Source organism: Desulfuromonas carbonis, from assembly GCF_054658035.1.
The window spans coordinates 413,678-439,654 of record NZ_BAAHXR010000001.1 but is presented as its reverse complement, the minus strand read 5'-3'; the positions used below and the strand labels follow the sequence as shown (position 1 = coordinate 439,654).

The window sequence follows — 25,977 nt, the reverse complement described above, 5'->3', positions numbered from 1 at the left end:
TTCCAAGCCAGAAAAATTTTTATCCTATTGACCGGCGCCTTTAAATGGGGCACCCGATAGCCACTGGTCTATTCCATGATCAGGGCGTTGTCGTCGTCGTAGCCCGAGGGGATTTTCTCCAGGGCCCAGGCGACGTTGGCCAGGTCGGGGGCGAGGTGGCCGGTCAGCACCATGCCAAGCAGAATCGGCATGGCCCGGTAGCAGAGGTAGAGGTTGCAGGCGGGACAGTAGGGTTGGGAGCGGTTCTTTAACCGCTCGCCGCAGTATCGGCAGTGCAGGTGGAGGATTTGCGCCATGGGGTGTGACCTTTCTCCCTCCGCGGCGAAATCGTGCATCTGAGTATGAAAAAAGCCCCGGCACCGGCGACGAGTGCCAGGGCATGATTCAACTATAACCAAAATTGTCGGAAATTTAAGCAGATAATTCCAAAGAATGGGGAAATAGGGTCAGGGGGGCAGTAGGGCCTGGAAGGTTTTAAACTCAGCAGAATTTTCCAACTTTCCAAGCCCTACAGACATGTCCTTATACCATCTCGCAAACCCCTGTGACACATCAGGAACGTCCCGCTGGGGGTTCTTTACGCGGCATACAGAACCTCCCCTTTGCCGGCGAAATCGACGATCATGGAATCACCCGCCTGCCACTCCTTCGGCGTCATGGCGACCGCTTCGATCGGTGCATAGACCGCATAGATGGCATCGGTCAGGATTTCGATTCGCTCCCAGTAACTCTTCCCGGCAAAGCTCTCCGATACGACCACCACATCGATATCGCTGGCCTCGGTTGCCGTGCCGGCAGCTTGGGAGCCGTAGAGAATCACCTGCTGCGGCTGGATGCCGCGTGCCTGCAGTTCACGGGTGAACTGCTCAACTATGGTGACAACTGCTTTTTTATCCATACGACTACCTCCCTGCTGCGATCCAGGAGCTCTCGAACCACGTCGGCTGAATAATCCCGCTGCACTTTGGCAAGATCATCAGGATACCGGGTTGGTATGCTTGCTTCGCTGAGCTTGACGATCACTTTGCCCAGATATTCGGGAGGCCGTTCCTCCAGCTTCGTCATCAGCAGCACCAAGCTGTGGCTCTTCGGCGGAATCTCGCGGAGTCGATCGTAGAGGAGGCCCTTGAGGGCTTTTTCGATGGCCAGATGGCACATGAAGACGGCATAGATCTGCCGCCCGCTTTGGTACATGATTTCGGCGGTCTCAAGATCATAATCCGACTGGCGGAGCCATTCCTCGGTGCGCGTCTCCATGGAAATTGACTATATCAGCCAACCACCTGAAATGCCAGCGGGAAACTTCATTCCTGGGGAGGGTGATCTTTCTGTCTTTCGCGCGGGCGAGCAGATGAGTAGATTCTCCGGCTTTGACGAAGTGGTGGTGACGAGGTTGGTGTATTCAACGCGGAGGGACCAGAGGTCGCTGTCATCACAGCCGGTCATTTACCCGTGAGCGCAGCCGTCGAAATTAAGTGAGGCTTCCCCCGAACTCAGAAGGGGTTTGTGCGGGACGGCGCTATGGAAGCGGTCGATTTTAAGGCGGAAGAGCTTGGGAAGGAGGTTCGGCATGAGACCTTGATTCTGTGTGACAAAATATGGTTGCAACTATCTGTTACGGAAGAGGAGTTCCGGGCCTGTCCCCGCGAAATTCCGATCAATGCGCACCTCAATTAGAAAAATAAAAAGGGACGTCCCCTCTGCCCCCCCCGGCTTTGACGAAGTGGTGGTGACGAGGTTGGTGTATTCAACGCGGAGGGACCAGAGGCCGCTGTCATCACAGCCGGTCATTTACCAGGGAGCGCAACCGTCGTAATTAAGTGAGGTATCCCCCGGACTCAGAAGGGGTTTGTGCGGGACGGCGCTATGGAAGCGGTCGATTTTAAGGCGGAAGAGCTTGGGAAGGAGGTTCGGCATGAGACCTTGATTCTGTGTGACAAAATATGGTTGCAACTATCTGTTACGGAAGAGGAGTTCCGGGCCTGTCCCCGCGAAATTCCGATCAATGCGCACCTCAATTAGAAAAATAAAAAGGGACGTCCCCTCTGCCCCCCCCCATACAAGCGTCGGGGGCCCCTGGATAGAAATGGATTGTTCAAACATATTCGACATAGAACGACTTCTCATCAGCAGTGTCCGGTTAAGAAGTTGCACAAGCGCTTAATCCCCAATCAATGAAGCCGGGAGACGTTAAGCCGTCAGCCACCGCATCTTCGGCGGCTTCGTTTCGGATTTTGTTGCGGAACTCGCGCACCCGCCGGATGCTGACCCTCTCACCATGCTCCTCATGGCAATACATGGCCAGCAGCAGATAGGTAATCAATCCAGAGAGAATCTGCATCAGCAAGCCGTAGGGGCTGCGCGCGATGAGGTGGTAAACCTTGAGGTGGCGCTTCCACCACCCGAAAAAGGACTCGATCGTCCAGCGCAGCTTGTAAATCAGGGCGATCTGCTCGGCGCTCAAGTCAAAGCGGTCAGTGGCCACCCAGTAGGTTTTGCCGTCGGCCCTGTAACCGACCACGCGGACTTCCCGCGCGGTCTGGTTGATGTCCTTGGTGCCGAGCAACACCACGGCATCGTAAAAGACGTGACTGTCGGGACCGACAGGATTCTCTCGCAGCACTGTCTTGCGGGAAGAGGCCTTGATGCGACAGACGAAATGGCGCTTTTGCTCCTGCCAGTCGTCAAAGTTCTTGTAGCACTGATAGCCGCGATCGTAGACCCCCGTCTGGCCAGGAGCAACAAGACGCTCAGCCTGTTGCCGTTCATCGGCTTTGCCATCGGTCAGGACCATTTTGTGCGGAATGCTCTGGCCAATATTGAAGCCCAGGTGCACCTTGGCTTTTTTGACTTCGTCTCGGTAGTCGGCCCAGATCATGGAGAGTGTGGCATCAATCAGGGAACCGTCGACCGCGATCAGCTCCCCCAGGCCGTCGATCTCCTTGGCTATAGGGAGTTTGGCCGTGGCCTGTCTTTGAAGGTGCTCATAGACATGGGCCGCCTGTTCCAAACCCCGCGAGTTGATGGCCTCGAAGAAGGCGCTTTTCTGGATGCCGTGGGGTGGCGCGATGTGTGTTGCGGCGAAATCCTGCTGGGCAAGAACCTGCAGCAGATGCCGCCCCGAAGTGTGTTCTTCGAGGTGATAGTAGATCAGGATTTTTATCTGATCCTCGAACGTCATCTGCAAGGGTCTGTTTCCTCGGGCCTCAAGAGCGGGAGCATCGTCGACAGAGGCCGTAAGCGGCGTCAACATTCTGGTCAGGGACCGGGCATTGAGCCGGGCACGGTGAACGCGGGCAAGCAATGGCATTTTCGTAAATCCTTTAAAAGCAGGTATTTACGAAAAATCCGCGCGACCTCCCAACGGTTTGTCAACTGAAAAATCGCATAACTACTCGATTTTTCAGTTATTTCTACCCAATCAGTCGGATTGCATAAACCTAACCGGACACTGCTGTGTTTTGGGCATTAAAATCGCCCTCCTCTGATAGTCCCCGACGCCTGCACTATGCGCCACAGGAAGGCTGAATAGAAGGGAATCGTTGCATTCCAGGTCCCGGCAGGGCAGGATTTCTCAGTACCAGATCAAGTCCCCCGAGGAGACCAGCCATGAATACCATCCCTGCCCAGGAACTCAAGCGTCGTGGGCTTGCCGCGGGTGACGAGGTTATTGCCAAGGGGGATGTCCACGTCATCCGCAACAACCAGCCGCACTACGTGGTCCTCTCGGAGGAGCGCTACCAGCAACTGGTAGCGGAGGCGCAGGAAGCCTACCTGGCCCGGGTGCAAAAGTTCGTTACCGCCGACGACCTGCTGAAAGCGCTCGGGGACGACGAGCCTGCCTGATGTTCACCGAGAGGGAGATTGTTCTCCTCGACATCGGCAGTCACGACGACGTGTATCGGAGACCGGGCTCCCGGGGGAGGCCAAGGGTTGGGCCTGACATTTAAGCATTCGTCGAGGCATAAGAAAATCTTCGCCAGGCTGGCCTCGTCCCCTGTCGCATCCCCGCCTCGCGCCACCTTGCCCCCCTCCTTTCCTGACTTGATTTGGCAGCCGTCGAATTGTACAACTGAGGATAGCTCTGCCCGGTTGCCTGAGGCTGCCCCGGTCAGCCATTGCGGGATCACCCCTTGGCTGGCTCACTTTGTCGAATCACCTCACCCAAGAGGCAATAATCCCATGGAAAAGGTCGGCCGAAACGATCCCTGCCCCTGCGGCAGCGGGCAAAAATTCAAGAAATGCTGCCTTGGCAAAGAGGAATCCTTCCCCTCCCGCGCAGCGGCAGGGGGCTTTGCCGACGAACTGAAGGAGATGGTGGACGGCCGCTCCTTCCGCTCGCTGAAAGAGGCGGAAGCCTATATCGGCTGGCAGATGGCCCGGAAGAACCGACAGGGGCGGGCCGAATTCGAGGGCCTTTCCTCGGAGCAGATGGGCAAGATCCTCTATGCGCCCTTCGATTCCCCGCAGCTGGCCATCTTCCCCCGCGAGCTGGCGCTGGAGCCTGAGGCTCCTGTCATGCAGCTTCTCGACCTGCTACTGGACGCCATCGGCGACGAGGGGCTCAAGCCGACTGCCACGGGGAATTTGCCGCGCAATCTCTGCCGGGACATCGCGCTGTCCTTTCATGGCGAGGAGGGCTATCGGGAGGTCACCCAATATTCGGGAATCAATACCGAACCGGATTTCCCCGAACTTCACGTGACGCGCCTGGTGGCGGAAATGGCAGGGCTCGTCCGAAAATACCGCGGCCGGTTCATCTTGGGGAAGACCTGTCGCACCCTCAGGGCCACCATGGGGAACCGGGCGCTCTACCCGGTGCTATTCGAGGCCTTTGTCCGGCGCTATGAATGGGGGTACCAGGATCGCTGCCCGGATTTTCCCTTCCTGCAGTCCTCGTTTCTCTTTTCGCTCCTTCTGCTGTCCCGCCATGGGGATCAGCAACGTGCCGACTCCTTCTACTGCGAGCGCTTTCTGGCCGCTTTCCCGATGCTGCTGGAGGGAATCCCCGCCAACGAATACTTCACGCCGCAAAAGCTGGTCGGCGGCTGTTACTCACTTCGGGTGCTGGAGCGCTTTGCCGAATTTTTCGGTTTGGTGGAGATTGAACGGGTCGGCAACCGGATCCTGCCCGATCTGATCCGGATCAGAAAGCGCCCGCTCCTCGACGAAGTCGTAAAGTTTCGCTGTTGATCGGCGGGGAGCGGAGTGCAGCGCCCGCGGGGTAGATTTTTGGTCGGTTCGATTCTTCCTGAGACGATGATATCAACCAATCAACTTCGCCGGTTCCGGCCGGCCGCCGGGTGGCTTTCTTTGCCGGCCCAAAGAAAGTCACCAAAGAAAGGGCCGCCACTCGGCGTGGGGCCATGCGGTGATTGACCTGGGTACGGGTCAATGTAGCGCAGTACGGTTCCAGCTGTTTACCGACCCGCACCCCAAGGCGCCGGGACCCATCCGTCTGGGGTCCCGGGTGCGTGGCGAAGGGTGATCCGATTGACAAAGAGAGTCTGCTGCTCGCTCTGGAGTTAATGGCCAAAAGCAGGTGCCTTTGACCTTAAACAACACGAGCAGTTTACAGCCACAGTACGGAAGAGACAGCTTTCCGCGACTCTGTTGGTTCGAAGACGCGGTCCCACGAAGCGTGGCGAGTCACTATCTGCACCGCCGGCGTTTGGAACCGGGACCGGCCGTGGCGGCATGCCCCCCGCGAGGGGAAGGCCATTTTTTGCTTACTTTTTGTCAGTAGTGTCCGGTTAGCAAATTGCATTCACCCAAAGTTGCAGATAATTGTAAATATTTTCACAAGTTAGCGTATTTTTTGCTTGACAAATCGTCGTGAAGTCGGCGCGGCGATTTTCGTAAATACCTATTTTATATGAGGATTTACGAAAATGTCATTACTTGTTCGCTGCCACCGTACCCGGCTTAGCAGGCGCTCCATTGTCCGACTTTTTACCCCGTTCAAGGGCGCTCTCGAACATGCCCCGGTTCTTGAGGCCCGAGGCAACAGGCCACTTCAGATGACGTTTGAAGATCAGTTGAAAATCCTGACCTACTATCACCTCGAAGAGCATTCTTCGGGGCGTCATCTGCTTCAGGTTCTGACGCAGGAAGATTTTGCCGCGACTCATATTGCACCGCCCGGCGGTATCCGGAAAAGCGCCTTCTTTGAGGCGATCAATACCCGAGGGCTGGAGCAGATGATTCATGTTTACGAAGACCTGCAGAAACAGGTCTCACAAAAGATTCCTGTCGCCAAAGACATCTCCGATCTCGGCGATCTGATCGCCGTCGATGGTTCGCTGATTGACGCTACGCTGTCCATGCTCTGGGCGGACTATCGAGACGGAGCCAAAAAGGCCAAGGTTCACCTGGGGTTCGATATCGGTCGTGGTGTCCCCCAGAAAGTCACATTAACCGACGGCAAGGGCGACGAGCGTCCTCAGGCGGAACGGCTCGTGGCTCCCGGTCAGACAGGTGTCTATGACCGCTATTACCAGTGTTACAAAAACTTTGACGACTGGCAGGATCAGGGACGCCACTTTGTCTGCCGCATCAAAGCCAGTTCTCGTAAGACGGAGTTGAGCGCCAATCCTGTTGTCCCCGGCAGTCATGTTTTCTATGACGCCAGGGTGTTGCTCGGCACCAAAGATGTCAACCAGACCGAACGAGAAGTGCGTGTGGTCGGCTACAAGGTTGACCAAAAATCCTATTGGGTCGCCACCGACCGCTTCGATCTGACCGCCGAGCAGATTGCCTTGATCTACAAGCTACGCTGGACGATCGAGTCCTTCTTCGCCTGGTGGAAGCGCCACCTCAAGGTGTATCACCTGATTGCCCGCAGTCCCTACGGCCTGCTGGTGCAGATCCTCGCAGGGTTGATTACTTATTTGCTGCTGGCCATCTACTGCCACGAAGAGCATGGCGAACGTGTCAGCATCAACAGGGTGCGTGAGCTTCGCAACAATATTCGCAACGAGGCCGCCGAGGATGCGGCCGCAGGCTTAGGGCCTCCCGATATCATTGACTTGGACTTCGGAGCCTATGCAACTTCTTAACCGGACACTACTGACTTTTTGTTGGCCTGGACAAAAAGAAAGGCGCCTGGCGGGGCGCGTCCCGCCGGTTTTGTTCTTTTCGGTATTGTTCAATATCAGGATCAAGGTCGCCGGTCCCGGCCGGCAGCCGGGAGACTTTCTTTGCTGGCCCAAAGAAAGTCACCAAAGAAAGGGCCGCCACTCGGCGTGGGGCCATGCGGTGGCTGACCGGTGTGCTGGTCAAGATGGCACGGTGGTGTTCCTGCTGTATACCGATCCGCACCCCAAGGCGCCGGGACCCATCCGTCTGGGGTCCCGGGTGCGTGGCGAAGGGTGATCCGATTGACAAAGAGAGTCTGCTGCTCGCTCTGGTGTTAATGGCCAAAAGCAGGTGCCTTTGACCTTAAACAACACGAGCAGTTTACGGCCACAGTGTGGAAGAGGCAGCTTTCCGCGACTCTGTTGGTTCGAAGACGCGGTCCCATGAAGCGCCGCTGGTCACTATCTGCACCGCCGGCGTTTGGAACCGGGACCGGCCGTGGCGGCATGCCCCCCGCGAGGGGAAGGCCATTTTTTGCTTACTTTTTGTTGGCCTGGACAAAAAGTAAGGCGCCTGGCGGGGCGCGTCCCGCCGGTTTTGTTCTTTTCGGTACTGTTCCAAATTAGGACCAAGGTTTCCGGTTCCGCCCGGCAGCCGGGTGGCTTTCTTTGCCGGCCCAAAGAAAGTCACCAAAGAAAGGGCCGCCACTCGGCGTGGGGCCATGCGTTGATGGACCATGCTGTTGATCAATAAAGGCTGTGCGGCTCAACCTGCGCAGCGGTCCTGCACCCCAAGACGCCGGTGCCCATCCGCCTGGGGCACCGGTTGGGCGCGGGGCGCATTCCATCGCCGGCGCCGTTGTGGTTGACCGCAGTTTCCGAGGGGCGCGGCGGGGCAGCTTTCACACCGGAGATGGGGATGATGGTGGCCCGCTAGAAAGTGATGTCCAGCGTCCGGTTTGACGTTTTGGCAATCCGGGAATGCCGGCGATCTGAATGATTGAACGCCGATTCAAATCTCCCCCCTGCAGTCTTCTCTCTCCTGGATCCCCCCATGACCCCGGCCGCTGGAAAGAATCCTGCGCGCCTCCGTTTTCTGCTATCCTGATCACGAGCCAAGCCGGATGGACGTTCCAGGAATCCCCCACCAACCCGGATTCCATCTCCATGAAGTCCCCCAAGACCCTGATCCTCAACCTGATCGCCCTCTTCGAGCGCCACGCCGGGCTGATGGCGGTGCTCGCCTTCGCCTCCGGCGTCGCCAGTTTCCTGCTGGTCGAGCGGCGCGAAACCTACGCCCAGGCGATCGCGCTGCTGATGCTGGCGAGCTGGGGCTGGCTGCTGCTGGAGAACTGGCTGCGGGTCGGGCTGCTGCGGCGCTTCGGGATCGAGCTGCCGCCGTTTGTGATGCGCTTCGCCACCCAGATGGTGCAGCAGGAGAGTTTCTTCTTCGTCCTCCCTTTTTTCGTCGTCGCCACCACCTGGAGCACCGGCCAGGCCGCCTTTACCCTGCTGCTGATCCTCTGCGCGCTCCTCTCGCTGATCGACCCCCTCTACTACAAGCAGCTGGCGCCGCGCCGCGCCCTCTTCATCGTCTTCCATGCCTTCTCCCTCTTTGCCCTGCTGCTGGTGGTGCTGCCGCTGCTCCTCCACCTGACGACCGGGGAGAGCCTCGTCCTGGCGCTGGTGCTGGCGTTCCTCTTCAGCCTGCCGAGCCTCGGTCGCCTCCTCCCCTTCGACCGCTGGTGGCGGCTGCCGCTCCTCGCCCTGCTTCTGGTCGTCCTCGCGGCCGGGCTCTGGCAGGCGCGGGTCTGGATCCCGCCGGCAACCCTGCGCCTGGTGGCGATCGAGCTGACCCGGCAGGTCGACCCGCAGCAGCGCTCCCCCGGCAGCAATCTGCGCGCCATCGACGAGGCGACCCTGCAGCGGGAAGGGCTCTATGCCTGGACCGCGGTGCGCGCGCCGCGCGGCTTGCAGGAGCAGATCCGCCATCTCTGGCTGCACAACGGCGCCCTCGTCGACCGCATCACCCTCGACATTCGCGGCGGCCGCGCCGAGGGGTACCGCGCCTGGACCCACAAGCGCAACTTTCCGGCCGCTGCCGTCGGCCGCTGGCAGCTGCGGGTGGTGACCGACTCGGGCCAGCTGATCGGCCTTGCCGACTTTACCGTTACTGTGGCAGAAGATTCGGGGGCGGTGAATTGACAGCATCGGGTCCAGGGCTTGCGTCTGCCCAGGGGCGTTTGCAGTTGGCGGTCTCCCCGGAGCATGCTATAAAGAAAGCCGGTATATACCTTCCCGGAGCGAACTGGCATGACCGAATTCGAAGAAATCAATCTTGCCCTGCGAACCCACCTGGAGGAACTGCGGCGTGATTACGCCGTTGCCGAAATCGGTATTTTCGGTTCCTTCGCCCGTGGGGAACAGGGTGAAGGGAGTGATATCGACCTGCTGGTCGATTTCACGCGACCGGTCGGGTTTGTTGCCTTTCTGCAACTTGAGGATCGCCTGCGCAAAATCCTTGGCCGGGAGGTCGACCTGGTGACGCGGAAGGCGCTTAAGCCGCATATCGGCCGGCATATCCTTGACGAAGTCCGCTATGTCCATTAAGCGGGAAGTGCGGGACTACCTCGAAGACATCCTGCAGTCGGTCCAGGATATCCGCGAATTTGTTGCGGGTATGGATTTCCCGCAATTCCACTCCGATCGCAAAACGTTCCACGCCGTGGTTCGCAGTCTCGAAATCATCGGCGAGGCGGCCAAGAAAATCCCGGACGAAATGCGCGACCGCCATCCCGGGCTCCCCTGGCGGGAGATGGGGGCTATGCGCAACAAACTGATTCATGAGTATTTTGGAGTGGATCCGGAAATCGTCTGGGAGACAATTCAACAGGACCTGAACCTTTTGGAAGGTGCGGTCAGGGATCTTCTCGATCAAATTTCGGTTTGAATCAAGGCCTGGTCCTTCATCTCTTGAACCCGATCGGGGTGCAGGAGTGCTGGGGTCTGATCGGAATTAAACCGTCTCCCCCAGTTCGATCGCCAGAAACTCCTCCTTCGCCATCAGCTCCCACCTCATCCCCTCATCCAGCACCTCCGACGAGATAAAGCAGGAATCACCGGCTGCAGCCTTGTAGAGGGAGTAGTAGTCCGGCTCCCTGGCGTAATCGCGATAGGCAAAAAGCTTCGCCCCGTCGCTGAAGAGGCAGTTCAGCGCCGAAAAACGGTGCTGCTGCCGGATCGTCGCCACCGAAGCGAGGAACTGCGCGCCGAGGTCCTCCCCCGGGCGGCTCAGCACGTGGTGGAAGAAGACCTCGGTATCGCGGGCATCGTCCGGCGGGCCGGGAGGGGCGATCTGCGCCCGCAGTTGCTGGTAGTCGTAGACGACGCCGTTGTGAAAGAAGACGGTGTTGCCGAGGAAGAAGGGGTGGGCGTGGCGGGTGCTGGAGGTGCCGCTCCAGGCCGACTTGCGCAGGTGGAGGATCAGCGCCGGGGAGGTCGGCGCCCCGTCGAGGAGGGCGAAGAGGCGCTCACGCTCGTCGAGGATGCTGGCACCGCTCTTGTGCACGACCAGCCGTCCCTCCCGGTAAAAGGCGAGCCCCCAGCCGTCAAGGTGCCCGGGCGGGTCTTCGGCCATGACGACGCCGGTGCGGGCGAGCTGACAGAAACGTTCGATGATGGTCCGGTGTCTGGACCAGTCGAAATGGGTTATTCCAATGACTCGGCACATCTGAAAACCTCGTAAACTACCCTGAAAACTCGGAGTCTGAAAAACGTTTCGCGCGGATAACTTTGGATCTAATGGTTTTTCGAAACGGTTAGAGCAGAATCAAGTTCGCCGGTTCCGGCCGGCAGCCGGGTGGCTTTCTTTGCTGGCCCAAAGAAAGTCACCAAAGAAAGGGCCGCCACTCGGCGTGGGGCCATGCGGTGGTTGACCTGGGTACGGGTCAATGTAGCGCAGTACGGTTCCAGCTGTTTACCGACCCGCACCCCAAGGCGCCGGGACCCATCCGTCTGGGGTCCCGGGTGCGTTGCGAAGGGTGATCCGATTGACGAGGACAATCTGCTGCTCGCTCTGGCGTTAATGGCCAAAAGCAGGTGCCTTTGACCTTAAACAACACGAGCTGTTTACAGCCACAGCACGGAGTTGGCAGCTTTCCGCGATGCACCCTCAATCGAAGACGCGGTCCCACGAAGCGCCGCTGGTCACTATCTGCACCGCCGGCGATTGGAACCGGGACCGTCCGTGGCGGCATGCCCCCCGCGAGGGGAGGGCCATTTTTTGCTTACTTTTTGTTGGCCGGGACAAAAAGTAAGCCGCCTGGCGGGGCGCGTCCCGCCGACCTTGTTCTTTTCGGTACTGTTCAAAATCAGGATCAGGACCGCCGGTTCCGGCCGGCAGCCGGGTGGCTTTCTTTGCTGGCCCAAAGAAAGTCACCAAAGAAAGGGCCGCCACTCGGCGTGGGGCCATGCGGTTGTTGACCTGGTTACGGGTCAATGTAGCGCGGTGCGGCCTCTCCTGTATACCGATCCGCATCCAAAGGCGCCGGGACCCATCCGTCTGGGGTCCCGGGTGCGGTGCGAAGGGTAGTACTCCTGGCGGTGCGTAGTTGCTGATCGTCCTTTTGGTATTTGCCTTTAACACCACAAGCAGTTTACAGCCACAGCACGGAGTTGGCAGCTTTCCGCGACTATGTTGGTTCGAAGACGCGGTCCCACGAAGCGTGGCGGGTCACTATCTGCACCGCCGGCGTTTGGAACCGGGACCGGCCGTGGCGGCATGCCCCCCGCGAGGGGAAGGCCACTTTTTGCTTACTTTTTGTTGGCCAGGACAAAAAGTAAGGCGCCTGGCGGGGCGCGTCCCGCCGACTTTGGTTATCTGTGATTAAGTTCTAGATTCAACCTTAAGTCGTGGGCCTGATCCGCGTGAAACCCGTCGTTCGTCTTTCGTCCTCAGAAAAACCACCGCGTCACCACCACCGCCACGCCAATGCCGATGGCGTCCGCCACCAGGCAGACCGGCACCAGGAAGCGGGTCTTCTTGATGCCGACGGCGCCGAGGTAGACGGCGAGGACGTAGAAGGTCGTCTCGGCGCTCCCCATGATCACCGCCGACAGCTGGGTGGCGCGGGACTCGGGGCCGGTACTCTGGACGATGTCGGCAAACAGGGCGGTGGCGGCGCTCCCCGACAGGGGCTTGATCAGCGCCATCGAGACCGCCTCGAGCGGGATGCCGAGAAAGGCGAAGAGGTGGTAGAAGCCGTCGCGGAGCAGGTCGAAGGCGCCCGAGGCCTGGAATCCCTTGATGGCGACAAAGATCGTCAGCAGGTAGGGGAAGATCCTGAGGATGATCGCCGGCCCCTCCTTGGCGCCGGTGACGAAGGAGTCGTAGACCCGCACCTTCTTGAGGGCGCCGTAGAGGACCGCGAAGAGGATGAAGAGCGGGATGATCAGCAGCGAGACGTATTCGATCGACTCGATCATCGGCAGAGCCTCCGGAACAGGCCCAGCACCAGCAGCGCCGTCATCGTCGAGATCAGGGTGGCGAGGAGCACCGGGAAGACGAAGACGGCCGGATTGGGGTGGCCGTAACTGGCGAGGATGCCGATCACCGAGAAGGGGATCAGCTGGAGGCTGGCGGTGTTGAGGACGATGAAGGTCATCATCTCGGGGGTGATGGCTCCCGGCTCCGGGTTGAGGGTCTCAAGCTCCTGCATCGCCTGGATCCCGAGGGGAGTGGCGGCGTTGCCGAGGCCGAAGAGGTTGGCGAGGACATTGAGGGTGATGGCGGTGATCGAGGGATGATCGCCGGGAATCGTTTTGAAGAGGCGGCAGATCAGCGGTCGGAAGAGGTGGGCGATGCGCTGGATCAGCCCGGCATCTTCGAGGATCCTGGTGATGCCGAGCCAGAGTGAGACGATGCCGAGGAGGTAGAGGGAGACCTCCACCGCCGCCTTGGCGCCGTCGAAGAGCGCCTTGGTGAAGGCATCGAGGTGACCGGTGACGATGGCGAAGACGATACTGATGCAGATCATCAGCAGCCAGAGGAGATTCATCGCTTCCCCCCGGGGACGGGGAAGTTCAGCGCCCGGATCAGCAGCTGTTTGCGCCCGGTATCGAATTCGACCGTGGCGCCGACCGGCAGGGTAATCTTGTTGGCGACATGGCCGATGTACGGGCAGTGCAGCACCGGGAAGTCGAGCTCGAGCTGGGAGGCGAGGATCTCGTAGACCTGGCGGCTTTTGATGCCGCGGAAGTCGCCGAGGATCAGCCCGCGGACCCCGCGGAACTTGCCGGCGAGAATCCACTGGGTCAGGTAGCGGTCGACCTGGTGCAGCTGCTCGTCGACATCCTCGAGGAAGAGAATCGCCCCCAGGGTGTCGATCTCCCAGTCGGTCCTGAGCAGCGCCGTCAGGGTAATCAGGTTCCCCCCCTTGAGCACGCCGCTGGCGGAACCGGGACGATAGACCTTGACCGGCGCGCCGCGCAGCAGGTTCGTTTGCGGGTAGCCGGCGAGGGCGTTGCGCAGCGAGCGCAGGGTGAAATCGGTCGGCGCGTCGAGGTTGATCACCATCGGCGCGTGCAGGGTGACCAGTCCGGTGCGCTCGAAGATCGGGTTGAGCAGGGCGGAGAGGTCGCTGAAGCCGGCAAGAAGCTTGGGGTGGCGCTCGATCAGCTCGAAGTCGAGGAAGGGGAGGCTCTTCATCGCGCTGTAGCCGCCGCGCAGGGCGAGGATCAGGTCGACCTGGGGGTCGGCAAAGGCGCGGTGGAGCTGCTCCGCCTTCTCGCGCGGGCTCGGCAGGACCCTCGGAAACTCGGGGTTGAGGACCTGCAGGCCGAGGGCGGCGAGCTGCCGGAGGCCGGCGGTGAAGTCGCGCTGCTGCTTGATCAGGTAGCTGGGGGTGACGAGAAAGACGTTCTTCACGGCGACCTCTGCCCATGGGCGAAAGTGGAGTTCGCGCCAATTTAGCGCCAATCGGGTCCGAATACAACCCGATTGGAGCGCATCTCCCTTGCCAGGCGCGGCGCCGCACCGTATAAAGGCAGCATGCAGCGGATTGCCTTCAGCCTTGTCATTCTCCTCCTGTTTGGCCTCGGCGCCTGCGCCCGGCAGCAGATCGCCGCGCCGCGGATCGATTACGGGCGCTGGAGCGAGCCTGAGCTGGCGCAGCTGATCGCCGCAGTACGCCCGCTGCCGCCCGGCGCCCGTATCGTCGCCCTCTCCGCGGCGTTGCTCGGCACCCCCTATGCCAGCGGCACTCTGGTCGGCGGCCCGGAGCGGCCGGAGCAACTCATCATCGACCTCGCCGGGGTCGACTGCTTTACCTTCCTCGACCAGGTCGAGGCGCTGCGCCGTGCCGCCAGCCTCGACGACTTTCCCCAGCAGCTGCGCCAGGTCCGCTACCGCGGCGGCGTGGTGAGCTATGTTACCCGCCGCCACTTTTTCAGCGACTGGGTGGCGGACGGCGCTGGCCGGATCGAGGACGTCACCGCTGCCGTCGGGCAGGGGCGGGCCGAGGTGGTCGTCAAGGAGCTCAACCGCCGGGAGGACGGCAGCCCCTGGCTGCCGGGACTGGCGGTGACGCGGCGGGCGGTGAGCTACATTCCCACTCCCCGCATCGACCGAGAGGTGCTGGCGGCGTTGCAGGAGGGGGACTATGTCGGCATCTACGCGCCCCACGCCGGCGAGGAGGTGAGCCATACCGGTCTGGTCGTCCGCACGGGCGACCAGCTGTTGCTGCGCCATGCCTCCTCCGCCAGCGGCCTGCGCCGGGTGGTCGACGTCGATCTGCTGCAGTACCTGCAGGGAAAGCCGGGGCTGGTCGTCTACCGCGCCCGCTAGCCGGCAACAGGACCCGCCCCCTCGCCCCGCTATCCCGTATACTGACAGCAGCTACTCTTCCACCCCGGCGAGGTGCCCCGTGTCCGTCAAGGTCGGCCTGATCAGTGATCCCCATGCCTGCGTCGCCCCGCTGCGGGAGGCCCTGGAGATCTTCCGGCGCAAAGGGGTGGCGACGATCCTCTGCGCCGGGGATATCGCCGGCTACGGAGTGGAACTGGTGGCGACGGTGGAGCTGCTGCGCGCCAGCGGTTGTCGGGCGGTGCGCGGCAATCACGACCTCTGGCACCTCGAGCGCCTGGCTCCAGAGGAGGGGGGCGCGGCGGAAGCCTACCTGCGCACCCTGCCGCTGCGGCTGGAACTGACCCTGGCCGGCGCCGCGCTGATCCTGGTCCACGCCAGCCCTCCCGCCTCCCTCCTCGATGGCATCCGCCTGCGCGACGAGACCGGGGCCCTGATTCCGGAAGCGGTCGGCGCCTGGCGCGAGCGCCTGGCCGGCCTGGGCGACGCGGTGCTGGTGGTCGGCCACACCCACCAGGTCTTTGCCGAGCCTCTCGGCAGGGTGCTGGCCGTCAACCCCGGCAGCACCCGTTTCAACCACAGCTGCGCGATCCTGCACCTCCCCGAGCGCCGGGTCCAATTTTTCGGTCTCGGGGGGGAGACGCCGCTGCTGGCCTGGAACTGGGGGCTGGAAAGAAAGGGGCAGGATGGTGCCCCTGGTTGAGGTCTTTGCGGAGATGCCCGGCTGAAAGCAAGATAGGCTGGTGGTCCTTGCGGCGTGCCCGGCTCAGACCAGGCGTCGCCACCAGTTGCGGCGCCGGGCGGCGGCGATGGCGCGGTGCAGTTCCGGCAGGCGCCGCTCGAGTTCTTCCTCGCCGCGGGCCGCCGCTTTCTCGGCGGTGGAGAAGTCGGCCCAGTGGCTGACGCCATTGCTCGGGGCGAGGATGAAATCGGCGGATTGGAGCTGGCTCTTGGCGAGCGCGTAACGCACCAGGGCATCGGCACGGCTGATGACGTCAAGGGCGTTGCGCGGCGGGGCCGGCCCGGCGGAGGGATCGCCCGCCTCGACGGCGATGACGAAGTCGGCACCAAGCTGGCGCGCGGCGAGGACCGGGACCGCCTCGGCCCAGCCGCCGTCGACCAGCAAACGGCCGTCGAGTTCCACCGGGTTGAGGACCCCGGGCATGGCGCAGGAGGCGGCTATGATATCGCGCAGCCGGCCGCGGTCGAGCACCACCCGTTCGCCGCTGCGCAGGTCGAGGGCGACGCTGGCAAAGGGGATGCGGGTCCGGGCGACATCGAGGTCGTCGACCAGGTAGGCATAGTTGCGCTGGGCGACCTCGTCACTGACCAGGGCCGAACGGGTCACGACCAGGGTGTTGAAGACGCCGCGGCGCACCATGCGGCGCATGCGAAAGAGGACCCCTTCCCCCTGGGCATCGAGTTCGCGGAAGAAGTCGAAACCGGAGTTGGCGAACTCCTCGCTGCCCAGGTAGCCGGCGAGGCGCTTCCGGAGTGCCGCGATATCGGGCTCGGTGGCATACATGGCACCGAGAATCGCTCCCATGCTGGTGCCGGTGACGAGGTCGATCTTGATGTTGTGGTGTTCCAGGCCGGCAAGGACGCCGACGTGGGAGAAGGCGCGGGCGGCGCCGCCGCCGAGGGCGAGGCCGATTTTCAGGGGGCGTGCCATCATACGCTTTCCTGTCGCGGCTGCGGTCAGCGGCCTGAAGGGAAGAAGGGAATCCTGCCTCGGCATTTTGCCCGCGGGGCGGGTGGATTGCAAGGGGATTGCTGCCACCACCGGTGAGGAGGATAGGAATCATGGCCAAGCAGCGGCAGAGACCAGTCAGGCAGGAGAGCGTCTTCCGGGAGGCGTGGCAGACCATGAACCGCGACCTCAACCGGGTGCTCCCCGAAAAAATGCGATCGCGCCCGGGCAAGCAACGGTTTGTCCTCTGGGCCTTCCTCCTTGAGCTGCTGGCGCTCGGTCTGCTCGGCGGCGGGCTCTGGCACTGGTGGAGCGGGTAGGGGGTGATAAAGACGGTGACTCCCCCCCCTGAATGTGGTATCCAAAGAGAGACCTTTGCCGCCCCTGCCGTTTTGGCAGCAGCATCCAACCCCCAAGCGAACGGCAACTTGCATGGAATTTCTCATCATCCCCGTCGTCTTCGGCTTTGCCGCCGCCTCTGTCGCCAGGGGGAAGAACCGCAATCCCTACCTCTGGTTCGCGCTCGGCCTGGTGACCGGCCCCTTCGCCCTGGTCGCACTGGTTGTCATGAAGGCCGGCCCCGGGGAAGACCAGGGTTATGAATGAGGTGGCGGTCCGGCGCCAGCAGCGGCAGAACCCCTCTCCAGCCCCGGCCTGAATCCGGGCGCCTCGTCGAAAGCACCTCCCATGGCCCTGTTTGACATCTTCTCCAAGCGTCGCACCTTCCTGCCGCTTTACGAGCAGGCCTGGGCAGCGATCCGGCCGCACATCATGCCCGAACCGGCGGGGGAGGACGAGGCGGCGGCACGGCTTGCCCTCTTCTATCTCGCCAGTATCCTCTACAGCACCGTTTACCAGGCCTGCGTGGCGGCCGGCATGACGACCAGCTCGGCCTACTCGATGGCCCGCGGTCACCTGGCCAAGTCTCCCTTCGCCGAGGAGTTGCGGCTGGCGGTCGATGCGATCTTTCTTGCCGAGGAGGGGAGCCGTGAGCGGCGCTATGCCGACGTCCTGCAAGCAACTATCGCCCGGATCGTCAGCGCGCTCGCCGCCGGCCATCCCCTCGCGGTCGCTGCAATCGAGGCGGAACTGGCGGAGCTGCGTCGGGTTTTTGCCGCCAGTGATTGCGGTCGCGACGGCCTCTCCCCGCACCCCCCGGCCTAGGCCCTCCCGGCAGGAAAGGGGCCCGAGGAATGAGGTATGAGCCAGCAGCGGAAGAACTACATGACCCCGGCCTGTGCCGAACGGCTGCGTATTGAGCTGAAGGAGCTCCTCTACCAGGCGCGGCCGGCGATGGTCGAGACGGTCGCCTGGGCGGCGTCCAACGGCGACCGGTCGGAAAACGCCGATTACCATTACGGCAAGAAGCGCCTGCGGGAGATCGATCGCCGTATCCGTTTTCTCAGCGGCCAACTCGACGCCGCGATCATCGTCGATCCTGTGGCACAGGGGCCGCTGGCCGGCGACCGGATTCTCTTCGGGGCGACGGTGACGGTGGTGAACAGTGCCGGCGAGGAGCGGGTGCTGAGCATCGTCGGCGCCGACGAGATCGACACCGCCCGCGGCCGCATCAGCTGGCACTCGCCGGTCGGCCGGGCGCTGCTCGGCGCCCGGGAAGGGGACGAGGTTGTCGTGACGACCCCGGGGGGGCGGGAGGAACTGGAGATCATCAAGGTGGAGTACCGGGCGCTCGATTGAGGGGCGGTGGTTTTGGGTTTTGAATTTTGAGTTGACGGGAGGGGGAGATGGTGCGACGGATCTGTGCGGTCCTGCTCTTCTGGGGCGGCCTGCTGGCGCCGCTTGCTGCCGATGCTTTCGAGCCGCTGCTGCCGCAGGTCTACGACGAGAGCCGCGAGGTTTCGGGCTGGCTGATGAGCGAGAAGCTCGACGGGGTGCGTGGTTACTGGGACGGTGCCCGGCTCTGGTCGAAGCAGGGGCACCTGCTGCAGCCGCCGGCACTATTTACATCCGGCTGGCCGACCTTCCCCCTCGAAGGGGAACTCTGGGGCGGGCGCGGCACCTTTGCCGCGACGGCGGCGACGCTGCAGCGGGCGCCGGGGGACAGCGGCTGGCTGCAGCTGCAGTTCGCAATCTTCGATGCCCCGGTCGTTCCCGGTTCTTTCCGCAGTCGCCTTGCCGCCATTGAGGCGTGGTTCGCCGCTCATCCGGCGCCCCACGCCTTTGTCATTCCGCAACGGCCGGTCGCCGGTCGCGCCGAACTCCTCGCCGAGCTCAAGCGTATCGAGGCCGATGGTGGCGAGGGGCTGATCGTGCGCGACCCGGCCGCTTCTTACGCCGGCGGTCGCCGCCCGGAGATCCTCAAGGTGAAATCGGCCCTCGATGGGGAGGCGCTGGTGGTTGGCCACCTGCCCGGCAGCGGGAGACTGGCCGGGATGCTCGGGGCGCTGCTGGTCGAACTCGCCGACGGCACCCGTTTCAAGATCGGCACCGGGTTCTCTGACGCCGAGCGCCGACACCCGCCACCGCCCGGCGCGACCATCACCTTTCGTTACTACGGCCATTATCCGTCGGGGATTCCCAAGTTCCCGGTCTTTGTGCGGATCCGGGCCGACCAGGGACTGTGAGGGGCGGGTGGTTCGCTGCTCTCTTTTCCCGCGGGTCCAGCCGGGTCCCCCTGAATGCTCTCTCGTCTGGACCGCAGTGGCAACTTTCCGCTATACTTGTCAGCCACTTGCTCTCAAATAAACGGCCACCCCCCACCCGAAGAGGATGCCCATGCCCCGTTTCGTCCCCTTGCTGCTTGTTCTCCTGCTGATTGCTGCCGGTTGCGCCTGGCGTGCCGGTGAGACCGCCGAGGTCCGCCGCGGTCGCGAACTGATCCTCAAGGCCGGCTGCAACGACTGCCACACGGAGGGTTACCTCGCCGCCGGCGGCGTCGTGCCGGAAGATCAGTGGCTGGCCGGGTCCCGCCTCGGTTTCCGCGGTCCCTGGGGGGTTCAGTACCCGAGCAACCTGCGCCTGCTGCTGAGCCGCCTCGAGGAGGGAGAGTGGCTGGCGGTGGCGGCGAAGATGCGGACCAATTCGCCGATGGCCTGGTCGCTGCTGCCGACCCTGGAGCGGGACGACCTGCGCGACATGTACGCTTTTATCCGCTGGCTCGGCCCGGTCGGAGAGCCGGCCCCGGCCGCCCTGGCCCCGGGAGTAACGCCGACCACCGAGGTGATCGACTTTCCCCGCGCGCACTGAGGGCAGGGGCTCAGATCTCCTCGAAGCAATTGGCGGCGACGTTCTTGCGGACCTTGCCGGCCGGGAAGATGCGCCCGTTCATGGCGATCCAGACACCGGGCGGGAGGAGCTGGACGGCGGTGAGGGCGCTGGCGAGGTTGTAGAGGGCATCGGTGGCGCGGAAGCGTGCCGGTTGCATGGAGCCGGTGAAGACAATGGTCTTGCCGGGGATGTCGGCGAGGGCGGTGGCTGTCGTCGTCATGGTGTCGGTGCCGTGGGTGACGACGACGCGGGGTGTGCTGCTTTGAGCGACGGCTGTGCGAATCTGTTCGCGGTCGGCGGCGGTCAGTTCGAGGCTGTCCTTGCGCAGCAGGGGAGTGACGTGGAGGTCGAGGCTGAGATTGGCCTCGCGCAACAGTTCGCCAACCTGGGGCTCGCCGACTTCGAAGCGGCTCTTGGCATCGAAATAGACCTTGTCGATGGTGCCGCCGGTGGTGAAAATCTCGATCTGCATGGGGACTCCGCTGCGAGGGTTCCCTCTCCCTTTACTAGAGCGACAGGCTGCTGTCAATGTCAAGGTCTGCCTTGCGCGGGTGCGCCTGGCAATTAGACTTGTATCCGGCAACCGGCACTGATGCCGGATCCTTAGCGGAGGAGCCCTGCATGGACCAGCGCTTTATCATGACCGCCTTTGGCCAGGACCGGCCCGGCATCGTTGCCGATGTTACCCGCCTCCTCTTCGAGAATGGCTGCAACCTCGAAGAGACGACCATGACCCTGCTCGCCGACGAGTTCACCCTGATCCTCCTCTTTACCAGCCGTGATCCCCAGGTTGAGGAACTCCTCGCCCGGGAATGCCGGCGCCTGGAACGGGACGGCGGAATATCGGCTTTTGTGCGGCCGTTGCAAGCCCGGCGAACGGCTCCGGGCGCTCCGCCAAGCGGATGGGTGCTGCATGTGGAGGGGGAGGACCAGGCGGGGATTGTCTACCAGGTGAGCCGCTACCTCGCCGAGCAGGGGGTGAACATCATCGATCTGAAGTCTGTGGTGCGTCCCGCCCCGGGGAGTGGCAGCCCATTCTATGTGATGGATATCCATATCCAGGTGCCGGCAACGGTTACCGGCGCGGTTCTGGAGAGCGGGCTGGCGGAAGTGGCTGACGCGCTGAATGTCGATGTCAGTATCCGGCGCTGAGCGGATCGACCCTGTTTTTTTCTTTCCTTGAAAGGGTAGGGGCAGATATCAGGATCTAGGTCGCCGGTTCCGGCCGGCAGCCGGGTGCTGGTCAAGATAGGGTGGTGCGGCTCCTGCTGTTTTCTGGTCTTCACCCCAAGGCGCCGGGACCCATCCGTCTGGGGTCCCGGGTGCGGTGCGAGGTGTAGCCCAGTTGGCGGGACCACTCTGGTGATCGGCTCTTTGGTTTTGCCTTTAAACAACACGAGCCGTTGACTCCCGCAGCACGGAAGAGGCAGCATTCCGCGACCCTGTTGGTTCGAAGACGCGGTCCCACGAAGCCTGGCGAGTCACTATCTGCTGGGTCGGAGTTTGAAACCGGGACCGCCCGTGGCGGCATGCCCCCCGCGAGGGGAAGGCCATTTTTTGCTTACTTTTTGTTGGCCGGGACAAAAAGTAAGGCGCCTGGCGGGGCGCGTCCCGCCGGTTTTGTTCTTTTCGGTATTGTTCAATATCAGGATCAAGGTCGCCGGTCCCGGCCGGCAGCCGGGTGACTTTCTTTGCTGGCCCAAAGAAAGTCACCAAAGAAAGGGCCGCCACTCGGCGTGGGGCCATGCGGTGGCGCGGTGGAGTGCTGGTCAAGGTAGCGCGGTGGTGTTCCTGCAGTTTTCTGGTTCGCACCCCAAGACGCCGGGACCCATCCGTCTGGGGTCCCGGGTGCGGTGCGAGGTGTAGCTCAGTTGGCGGGACCACTCTGGTGATCGGCTCTTTGGTTTTGCCTTTAACCAACACGAGCTGTTTACGGCCACAGTGTGGAAGAGGCAGTTTTCCGCGACTCTGTTGGTTCGAAGACGCGGTGCCACGAAGTGCTGTCGGTCACTATCTGCTGGGCCGGAGTTTGAAACCGGGACCGCCCATGGCGGCATGCCCCCCGCGAGGGGAAGGCCATTTTTTGCTTACTTTTTGTTGGCCGGGACAAAAAGTAAGGCGCCTGGCGGGGCGCGTCCCGCCGGTTTTGTTCATTTCGATTCTGTTCCAAATCGGTATTAGGAGCAAGGTCGCCGGTTCCGGCCGACATTGCTCGTTCTGGTTGGTATACTTATGACACTATGAATCGTCGGTCCCTGCTTCCGGGGGACGCTCCGATTACCGTTTAATCCGCGATTGCAAGAGGGAGGACCGCTCATGAGCGAAAATCAGGAACAGAAAGAACAACCGAACGTTGACCAGGAACAACCCGAGGTCGGATTTTACGAAAAACTCGCCGGCCGTACCGCCGAACTGCTGGAGAGTGGCCGCAGGAGCCTCGACGAGGCGCTGAAAAAGGCCGGTGACGAGTTGACCGCTGCCGGCGAATTTTCCCGTGAGCAGGCTGAAAAGATCGGTGGCTATGTCCGTCGCGACCTTGCCAGTCTTGCCGGCCAGGCCGAAAAGGCGCGCGACGCCGTCAAGAAGGCGGCTGACCCGGGGCGGGTCGCGGCCGGTGCCCAGAGCGTCCTGGCGCGCATCCTGAAAGGGGCCGCCGAAACCCTGGGCGAGCTTGCAGCCAAAACCGAAAAGCAGCTTGAACACCGCACCGGGGAGGTGACCAGCCCCGGCACCCTCACCTGCACTTCCTGCGGCGCGGAAATGCGCTTTACCGCCACCGTCCGCATCCCCCCCTGTCCCAAGTGCCACCAGACCCTGTTTCGCAAATCCTACTGAGTTCCACAGCAAAGAGCGAGGCACCGTGTTGTGCCTCGCTCTTTGCTGCCAGTCTGAACGCGGCCGTCGTTCAGTGACCTGGGTCCGGAAGGTCTATTCGCTCTGTATTCGCGCCGGGGTGCAGCGCAGGCCGGCGAAGAGAATAGCGTGTGTGGTTCTTTTTTATGGTCTCCTCTTTGTTGGGTAGCGGGGGGGGGATCCCTCGCTTTCTGGTCCTTAGCAGGGGCTCCGGGGTCGGCGGATTGCCGGAAAGTGAAATTAATCCAACAATCGCGCAGCGCCGGTCGGGTCTGGTACAATAAATCCGGATGAGCCCCATTTCTTTCAGGGAGGCCGACCATGCTCCGATTCTCTCTGTTTCTTCTGGTTCTGCTGTCAGGGGGCGCTCCCGCCCTTGCCGCCGGCAGTGCTGACCTCGCCCCGGCCGAGCGCCAGGCGATGAACGATACCCTGCAGCATGCCCTGGAGAACAACCCTTCCGATCAGGCTGCCGACTGGATCAATCCTGACACCGGCCGCGCCGGCGCTGTAGTGCCGACCCGGACCTTTAGCGGCGCCGCCGGGCAGCCGTGCCGGGAGTTTGTCACCACCATCACCATCGGGGGCGAGGAACAGCAGGGGTATGGCACCGCCTGCCGACAGCCCGATGGCAGCTGGCAGCTGGTCGACGACCGGCCGACCGGCAGCCTTCCGCCACCGGCGGCGCTGAGTACGCCACCCGAGCGCTATTACGCCTACCCCGAGACGCTCTACGCACCATATAACATCTACTTCAGCTTCGGTACCCTCTATCGCTACGGTCATTTTTACCGCGGACGGACTTATCTCGACGGTCCGCTGGTCTGGACCCGTTACCCGCTCCTCTTTGGCCATCGCCATTCCCCGCGTCCCTGGTATGACGACCGCTACCATCGAAGCGTCCACCGTGAACGGGACCGCGCCCATGGCCGCGACCGGAGCCGGGAATGGGACCGCGACCGGGAACGGGACCGGCGCCATGAGCGGGATCGCCACCACGAAGGTCGGGACCGTTAATCCCGGACCGGCAGGTTTTGCTTGAGGCACTGTTGTTTTTTTTTTTTCCTATGCTCCCAAAAGGCATTTCAGCCCCGCCTCTTGCCCAGATTTGGCGACCTTGGCAGTCTGGTCCTTCACAGCGCAGGAGATGACCCATGACCGCAGCAGAAGGTGAACTGTTCAAACTTGTCTTTCGTGGCGAACTTGTCGCGAGCATGACCCGGGAGGAGGTGGCGAAAAACCTCATGGAACGCCTCCGTTTCAGTGAGGCAGCCTGTCAGCGGTTCTTCGCCGGAACGCCAGTGGTTCTGAAAAGCGGCATCGATCGCGCGACCGCCGAACGCTACTCCAAGGCGCTCTGGCAGGCGGGGGCCCGCTGCGCCCTTGAATCGCTCACGGCACCGCCACCGATCGAGGCGGTAAAACGGCCAGCCCGGCCGGAATCAGCGGTTGCCGGCATGGAGTGTCCCAAGTGCGGCCAGAGCCAGCCGGTGGCCGAGGTCTGTGCTGCCTGCGGTGTGGTCATCGCCAAGGTTTTGCAGCGCCAGCAGGAAGCGGCCGAGGCCGAAATCCTTTCCTCCTCCTCAGGGCCACGGCGCCGTCCTGGTTGACACCCCCGGCAGGTTGCCGGGCGGGATGGTTCTCCATGGGAAATGTGACCCCTGTGCCGTCGCGGCGCGCCGGATTTCTTGACCCTCCACCTCCTTCCGTGCTAGGGTTGCCCACCTAAAATCCGGTCAATTCCGCTGGTTGCCGTCCCCGAGAGTCTCCATGTATTGTCCCAGCCTCGACGAATTCCGTGCCCATGCTGCTACGGGGAACCTGGTCCCGCTTTACCGGGAAATCCTCGCCGACATGGAAACCCCGGTTTCGGCCTTTCGCAAGATCGATGATGGACGCACCGCTTTTCTCCTCGAGAGTATCGAGGGGGGGGAAAAGTGGGGTCGCTACTCTTTCCTCGGCAGCGGCCCGGTCAAGCTCTTTCGTAGCAAGGGGCGCTATTTCGAGATCCTGGACGGGGAAGAGCTGCTGCAGAGCGGCGAGTGTGACGACCCGCTGGTCGAACTGCAGGCTTTTCTCGCCCCCTACCGCCCGGTCCAGCTCCCCGGTCTGCCCCGTTTTTTCGGCGGGGCGGTCGGTTATCTCGGATACGACATGGTGCGTTACGTCGAGGAGCTCCCCGACGCCAACCCGCGCCAGATCGATACCTGGGACGCCTGCTTTCTCCTTACCGGGCAGCTGCTGATCTTCGACAGCATGGCGCAGAAGATCAAGGTGGTCTGCAATGTCCACCTCCAGGAAGGCGAGGACCCTGAGCTCGCCTACCGCCGCGGCCAGGTCGCCATCGACGCCCTCCTCGCCCGCCTGCGCCGGCCGCTCCCGGCTGACCCGCCAATCGCCGGCAAAGGGCAGGGCCGGCCCTTGCAGCCCAACTTCAGCCGCGCGGGCTTCATGGACGCCGTCGAGCGCTGCAAGGAGTACGTCCGCGCCGGCGACATCATCCAGGTCGTCCTCTCCCAGCGCTTCTCCGGCCAGCTCGCCGCCGAGCCCTTCGATGTCTACCGGGCGCTGCGCACCATCAACCCTTCGCCCTACATGTTCTTCCTCCGCTTCGGTGCCACCCTGGTGGTCGGCGCCTCTCCCGAGGTGCTGGTGCGCAAGGAGGGGGAGCGGGTCGAGGTGCGTCCCATTGCGGGCACCCGGCCCCGTGGTGCCACCCCGGAGGAGGACCGGAGCCTGGAGCGGGAGCTGCTCGCCGATCCCAAGGAGTGTGCCGAGCACATCATGCTGGTCGACCTCGGGCGCAACGACCTCGGCCGGGTCTGCCGCACCGGCAGCGTCCAGGTCAGCGAACTGAAGGTGATCGAGCGCTACTCCCACGTCATGCACATCGTCTCCAACGTGCGCGGTACGCTGGAAGAGGGGCGGGATGCCTTCGACCTCTTCCGCGCCACCTTCCCGGCCGGGACTCTCTCCGGGGCGCCGAAAATCCGCGCCATGGAGATCATCGACGAGCTTGAGCCGTGCCGGCGGGAGATCTACGGCGGCGCCGTCGGCTACATCTCCTACACCGGCAACATGGACCTGGCCATTGCCATTCGCACCCTGGTAGTGCAGGGGGAGACGGTTCACGTCCAGGCCGGGGCCGGCATCGTCGCCGATTCCGACCCTGCTGCCGAGTACCAGGAGACCCTCAACAAGGCGCGCGGCGTGATCAGCGCCATCGAACTGGCGCGCAACGGGTTGGAGTAACGGCCGGGACGCGGGAC

General features: G+C 62.5%; 27 protein-coding genes and 2 pseudogenes. 19 read left to right on the top strand and 10 right to left on the bottom strand.

The genetic code is table 11. From position 1 onward, the window contains the following. Positions 1–68 precede the first annotated feature (68 nt). From ACYQ8E_RS02050 to ACYQ8E_RS02035, 4 genes and pseudogenes are all read right to left on the bottom strand, one after another. The gene (locus ACYQ8E_RS02050) at positions 69–296 is read right to left on the bottom strand and encodes a hypothetical protein (protein WP_066727781.1); all 228 of its coding nucleotides are present in this window, start codon (positions 294–296) and stop codon (positions 69–71) included. A gap of 281 nt (positions 297–577) precedes the next feature. Beyond that, positions 578–898, bottom strand: a complete 321-nt coding sequence (locus ACYQ8E_RS02045) for a nucleotidyltransferase domain-containing protein (RefSeq protein ID WP_066727780.1) — start codon at positions 896–898, stop codon at positions 578–580. Beyond that, a complete protein-coding gene (locus ACYQ8E_RS02040) occupies positions 871–1,257 on the bottom strand; it encodes a HEPN domain-containing protein (protein ID WP_066727779.1) in 387 nt (128 codons plus the stop codon). The genes ACYQ8E_RS02045 and ACYQ8E_RS02040 overlap by 28 nt, the downstream gene beginning before the upstream one ends. Before the next feature lie 952 nt (positions 1,258–2,209). Continuing rightward, a pseudogene (locus tag ACYQ8E_RS02035) lies at positions 2,210–3,310 on the bottom strand (IS4 family transposase); the annotation flags it as partial. A 299-nt stretch (positions 3,311–3,609) separates the two neighbouring features. Between ACYQ8E_RS02035 and ACYQ8E_RS02030 the strand changes: the two are divergent. From ACYQ8E_RS02030 to ACYQ8E_RS02005, 6 genes and pseudogenes are all read left to right on the top strand, one after another. Continuing rightward, on the top strand, positions 3,610–3,846 hold the full coding sequence (locus tag ACYQ8E_RS02030; protein WP_459859988.1) for a prevent-host-death protein: 237 nt from the start codon (positions 3,610–3,612) through the stop codon (positions 3,844–3,846). A 336-nt stretch (positions 3,847–4,182) separates the two neighbouring features. Continuing rightward, positions 4,183–5,193, top strand: coding sequence for an SEC-C metal-binding domain-containing protein (locus tag ACYQ8E_RS02025; protein WP_459859986.1), 1,011 nt, complete (start codon positions 4,183–4,185; stop codon positions 5,191–5,193). Between the two features lie 698 nt (positions 5,194–5,891). After that, positions 5,892–6,992, top strand: a pseudogene (locus tag ACYQ8E_RS02020) (IS4 family transposase); the annotation flags it as partial. 1,251 nt (positions 6,993–8,243) lie between these two features. Beyond that, positions 8,244–9,281 carry a DUF5924 family protein gene (locus ACYQ8E_RS02015; protein ID WP_459859984.1) on the top strand — a complete coding sequence of 346 codons (1,038 nt, stop codon included), beginning with the start codon at positions 8,244–8,246 and terminating at the stop codon, positions 9,279–9,281. 108 nt (positions 9,282–9,389) lie between these two features. Then, complete coding sequence (locus tag ACYQ8E_RS02010; protein ID WP_066725555.1) at positions 9,390–9,686, top strand: nucleotidyltransferase family protein; 297 nt, start codon at positions 9,390–9,392, stop codon at positions 9,684–9,686. Positions 9,687–9,693: 7 nt separating this feature from the next. Next, positions 9,694–10,026 (top strand): HepT-like ribonuclease domain-containing protein, encoded by a 333-nt coding sequence (locus tag ACYQ8E_RS02005; protein ID WP_459859982.1) that lies wholly within the window; start codon positions 9,694–9,696, stop codon positions 10,024–10,026. A 66-nt stretch (positions 10,027–10,092) separates the two neighbouring features. On the opposite strand, the gene ACYQ8E_RS02000 is transcribed toward ACYQ8E_RS02005, so the two are convergent. The 4 genes from ACYQ8E_RS02000 to ACYQ8E_RS01985 form a co-directional block, all read right to left on the bottom strand. Continuing rightward, positions 10,093–10,806 (bottom strand): class II glutamine amidotransferase, encoded by a 714-nt coding sequence (locus ACYQ8E_RS02000; RefSeq protein ID WP_459859980.1) that lies wholly within the window; start codon positions 10,804–10,806, stop codon positions 10,093–10,095. Positions 10,807–12,029: 1,223 nt separating this feature from the next. Next, positions 12,030–12,560 (bottom strand): spore maturation protein, encoded by a 531-nt coding sequence (locus ACYQ8E_RS01995; protein ID WP_066725564.1) that lies wholly within the window; start codon positions 12,558–12,560, stop codon positions 12,030–12,032. After that, positions 12,557–13,132, bottom strand: coding sequence for a nucleoside recognition domain-containing protein (locus ACYQ8E_RS01990; RefSeq protein WP_459859978.1), 576 nt, complete (start codon positions 13,130–13,132; stop codon positions 12,557–12,559). Before ACYQ8E_RS01990 ends, ACYQ8E_RS01995 begins: the two co-directional genes overlap by 4 nt. Continuing rightward, positions 13,129–14,001 carry a S66 peptidase family protein gene (locus ACYQ8E_RS01985; protein ID WP_459859976.1) on the bottom strand — a complete coding sequence of 291 codons (873 nt, stop codon included), beginning with the start codon at positions 13,999–14,001 and terminating at the stop codon, positions 13,129–13,131. The genes ACYQ8E_RS01990 and ACYQ8E_RS01985 overlap by 4 nt, the downstream gene beginning before the upstream one ends. 123 nt (positions 14,002–14,124) lie before the next feature. Here ACYQ8E_RS01985 and ACYQ8E_RS01980 point away from each other — a divergent pair, with 123 nt between their 5' ends. Both ACYQ8E_RS01980 and ACYQ8E_RS01975 read left to right on the top strand, forming a co-directional pair. Further along, positions 14,125–14,919, top strand: a complete 795-nt coding sequence (locus ACYQ8E_RS01980) for an N-acetylmuramoyl-L-alanine amidase-like domain-containing protein (RefSeq protein ID WP_459859974.1) — start codon at positions 14,125–14,127, stop codon at positions 14,917–14,919. 79 nt (positions 14,920–14,998) lie between these two features. Next, complete coding sequence (locus tag ACYQ8E_RS01975) at positions 14,999–15,640, top strand: metallophosphoesterase family protein (RefSeq protein WP_066725572.1); 642 nt, start codon at positions 14,999–15,001, stop codon at positions 15,638–15,640. A 63-nt stretch (positions 15,641–15,703) separates the two neighbouring features. On the opposite strand, the gene ACYQ8E_RS01970 is transcribed toward ACYQ8E_RS01975, so the two are convergent. Then, entirely contained in the window at positions 15,704–16,612 is a 909-nt protein-coding gene (locus tag ACYQ8E_RS01970; RefSeq protein WP_459859972.1) for a patatin-like phospholipase family protein, read from the bottom strand. Positions 16,613–16,740: 128 nt separating this feature from the next. Between ACYQ8E_RS01970 and ACYQ8E_RS01965 the strand changes: the two genes are divergently transcribed. The 6 genes from ACYQ8E_RS01965 to ACYQ8E_RS01940 all read left to right on the top strand — a co-directional run bounded on the left by ACYQ8E_RS01965 (position 16,741) and on the right by ACYQ8E_RS01940 (position 19,834). Further along, positions 16,741–16,947 carry a hypothetical protein gene (locus ACYQ8E_RS01965; RefSeq protein ID WP_459859971.1) on the top strand — a complete coding sequence of 69 codons (207 nt, stop codon included), beginning with the start codon at positions 16,741–16,743 and terminating at the stop codon, positions 16,945–16,947. Positions 16,948–17,059: 112 nt separating this feature from the next. After that, the gene (locus tag ACYQ8E_RS01960) at positions 17,060–17,233 is read left to right on the top strand and encodes a hypothetical protein (RefSeq protein WP_157471789.1); all 174 of its coding nucleotides are present in this window, start codon (positions 17,060–17,062) and stop codon (positions 17,231–17,233) included. 81 nt (positions 17,234–17,314) lie between these two features. Continuing rightward, positions 17,315–17,791, top strand: coding sequence for a hypothetical protein (locus ACYQ8E_RS01955; protein WP_066725580.1), 477 nt, complete (start codon positions 17,315–17,317; stop codon positions 17,789–17,791). 36 nt (positions 17,792–17,827) lie between these two features. After that, positions 17,828–18,325, top strand: a complete 498-nt coding sequence (greB, locus tag ACYQ8E_RS01950) for a transcription elongation factor GreB (RefSeq protein ID WP_459859969.1) — start codon at positions 17,828–17,830, stop codon at positions 18,323–18,325. Positions 18,326–18,372: 47 nt separating this feature from the next. Further along, complete coding sequence (locus tag ACYQ8E_RS01945; protein ID WP_459859967.1) at positions 18,373–19,212, top strand: DNA ligase; 840 nt, start codon at positions 18,373–18,375, stop codon at positions 19,210–19,212. Positions 19,213–19,363: 151 nt separating this feature from the next. Then, positions 19,364–19,834, top strand: a complete 471-nt coding sequence (locus ACYQ8E_RS01940) for a c-type cytochrome (RefSeq protein WP_459859965.1) — start codon at positions 19,364–19,366, stop codon at positions 19,832–19,834. A gap of 10 nt (positions 19,835–19,844) precedes the next feature. On the opposite strand, the gene ACYQ8E_RS01935 is transcribed toward ACYQ8E_RS01940, so the two are convergent. After that, complete coding sequence (locus tag ACYQ8E_RS01935; protein ID WP_459859964.1) at positions 19,845–20,327, bottom strand: asparaginase domain-containing protein; 483 nt, start codon at positions 20,325–20,327, stop codon at positions 19,845–19,847. A 149-nt stretch (positions 20,328–20,476) separates the two neighbouring features. On the opposite strand from ACYQ8E_RS01935, the gene ACYQ8E_RS01930 reads away from it, so the two are divergent. The 5 genes from ACYQ8E_RS01930 to trpE all read left to right on the top strand — a co-directional run bounded on the left by ACYQ8E_RS01930 (position 20,477) and on the right by trpE (position 25,960). After that, positions 20,477–21,007, top strand: coding sequence for a glycine cleavage system transcriptional repressor (locus ACYQ8E_RS01930; protein WP_459859962.1), 531 nt, complete (start codon positions 20,477–20,479; stop codon positions 21,005–21,007). A gap of 1,164 nt (positions 21,008–22,171) precedes the next feature. Further along, positions 22,172–22,690, top strand: coding sequence for a zinc ribbon-containing protein (locus ACYQ8E_RS01925; protein WP_459859960.1), 519 nt, complete (start codon positions 22,172–22,174; stop codon positions 22,688–22,690). A 339-nt stretch (positions 22,691–23,029) separates the two neighbouring features. Beyond that, entirely contained in the window at positions 23,030–23,725 is a 696-nt protein-coding gene (locus ACYQ8E_RS01920) for an RT0821/Lpp0805 family surface protein (RefSeq protein ID WP_459859958.1), read from the top strand. A 137-nt stretch (positions 23,726–23,862) separates the two neighbouring features. Next, positions 23,863–24,318: a hypothetical protein gene (locus ACYQ8E_RS01915; RefSeq protein ID WP_459859956.1), complete on the top strand. Its 456-nt coding sequence runs from the start codon at positions 23,863–23,865 to the stop codon at positions 24,316–24,318. Positions 24,319–24,478: 160 nt separating this feature from the next. Continuing rightward, positions 24,479–25,960, top strand: coding sequence for an anthranilate synthase component I (trpE, locus tag ACYQ8E_RS01910; protein ID WP_066725608.1), 1,482 nt, complete (start codon positions 24,479–24,481; stop codon positions 25,958–25,960). Positions 25,961–25,977: the final 17 nt, after the last annotated feature.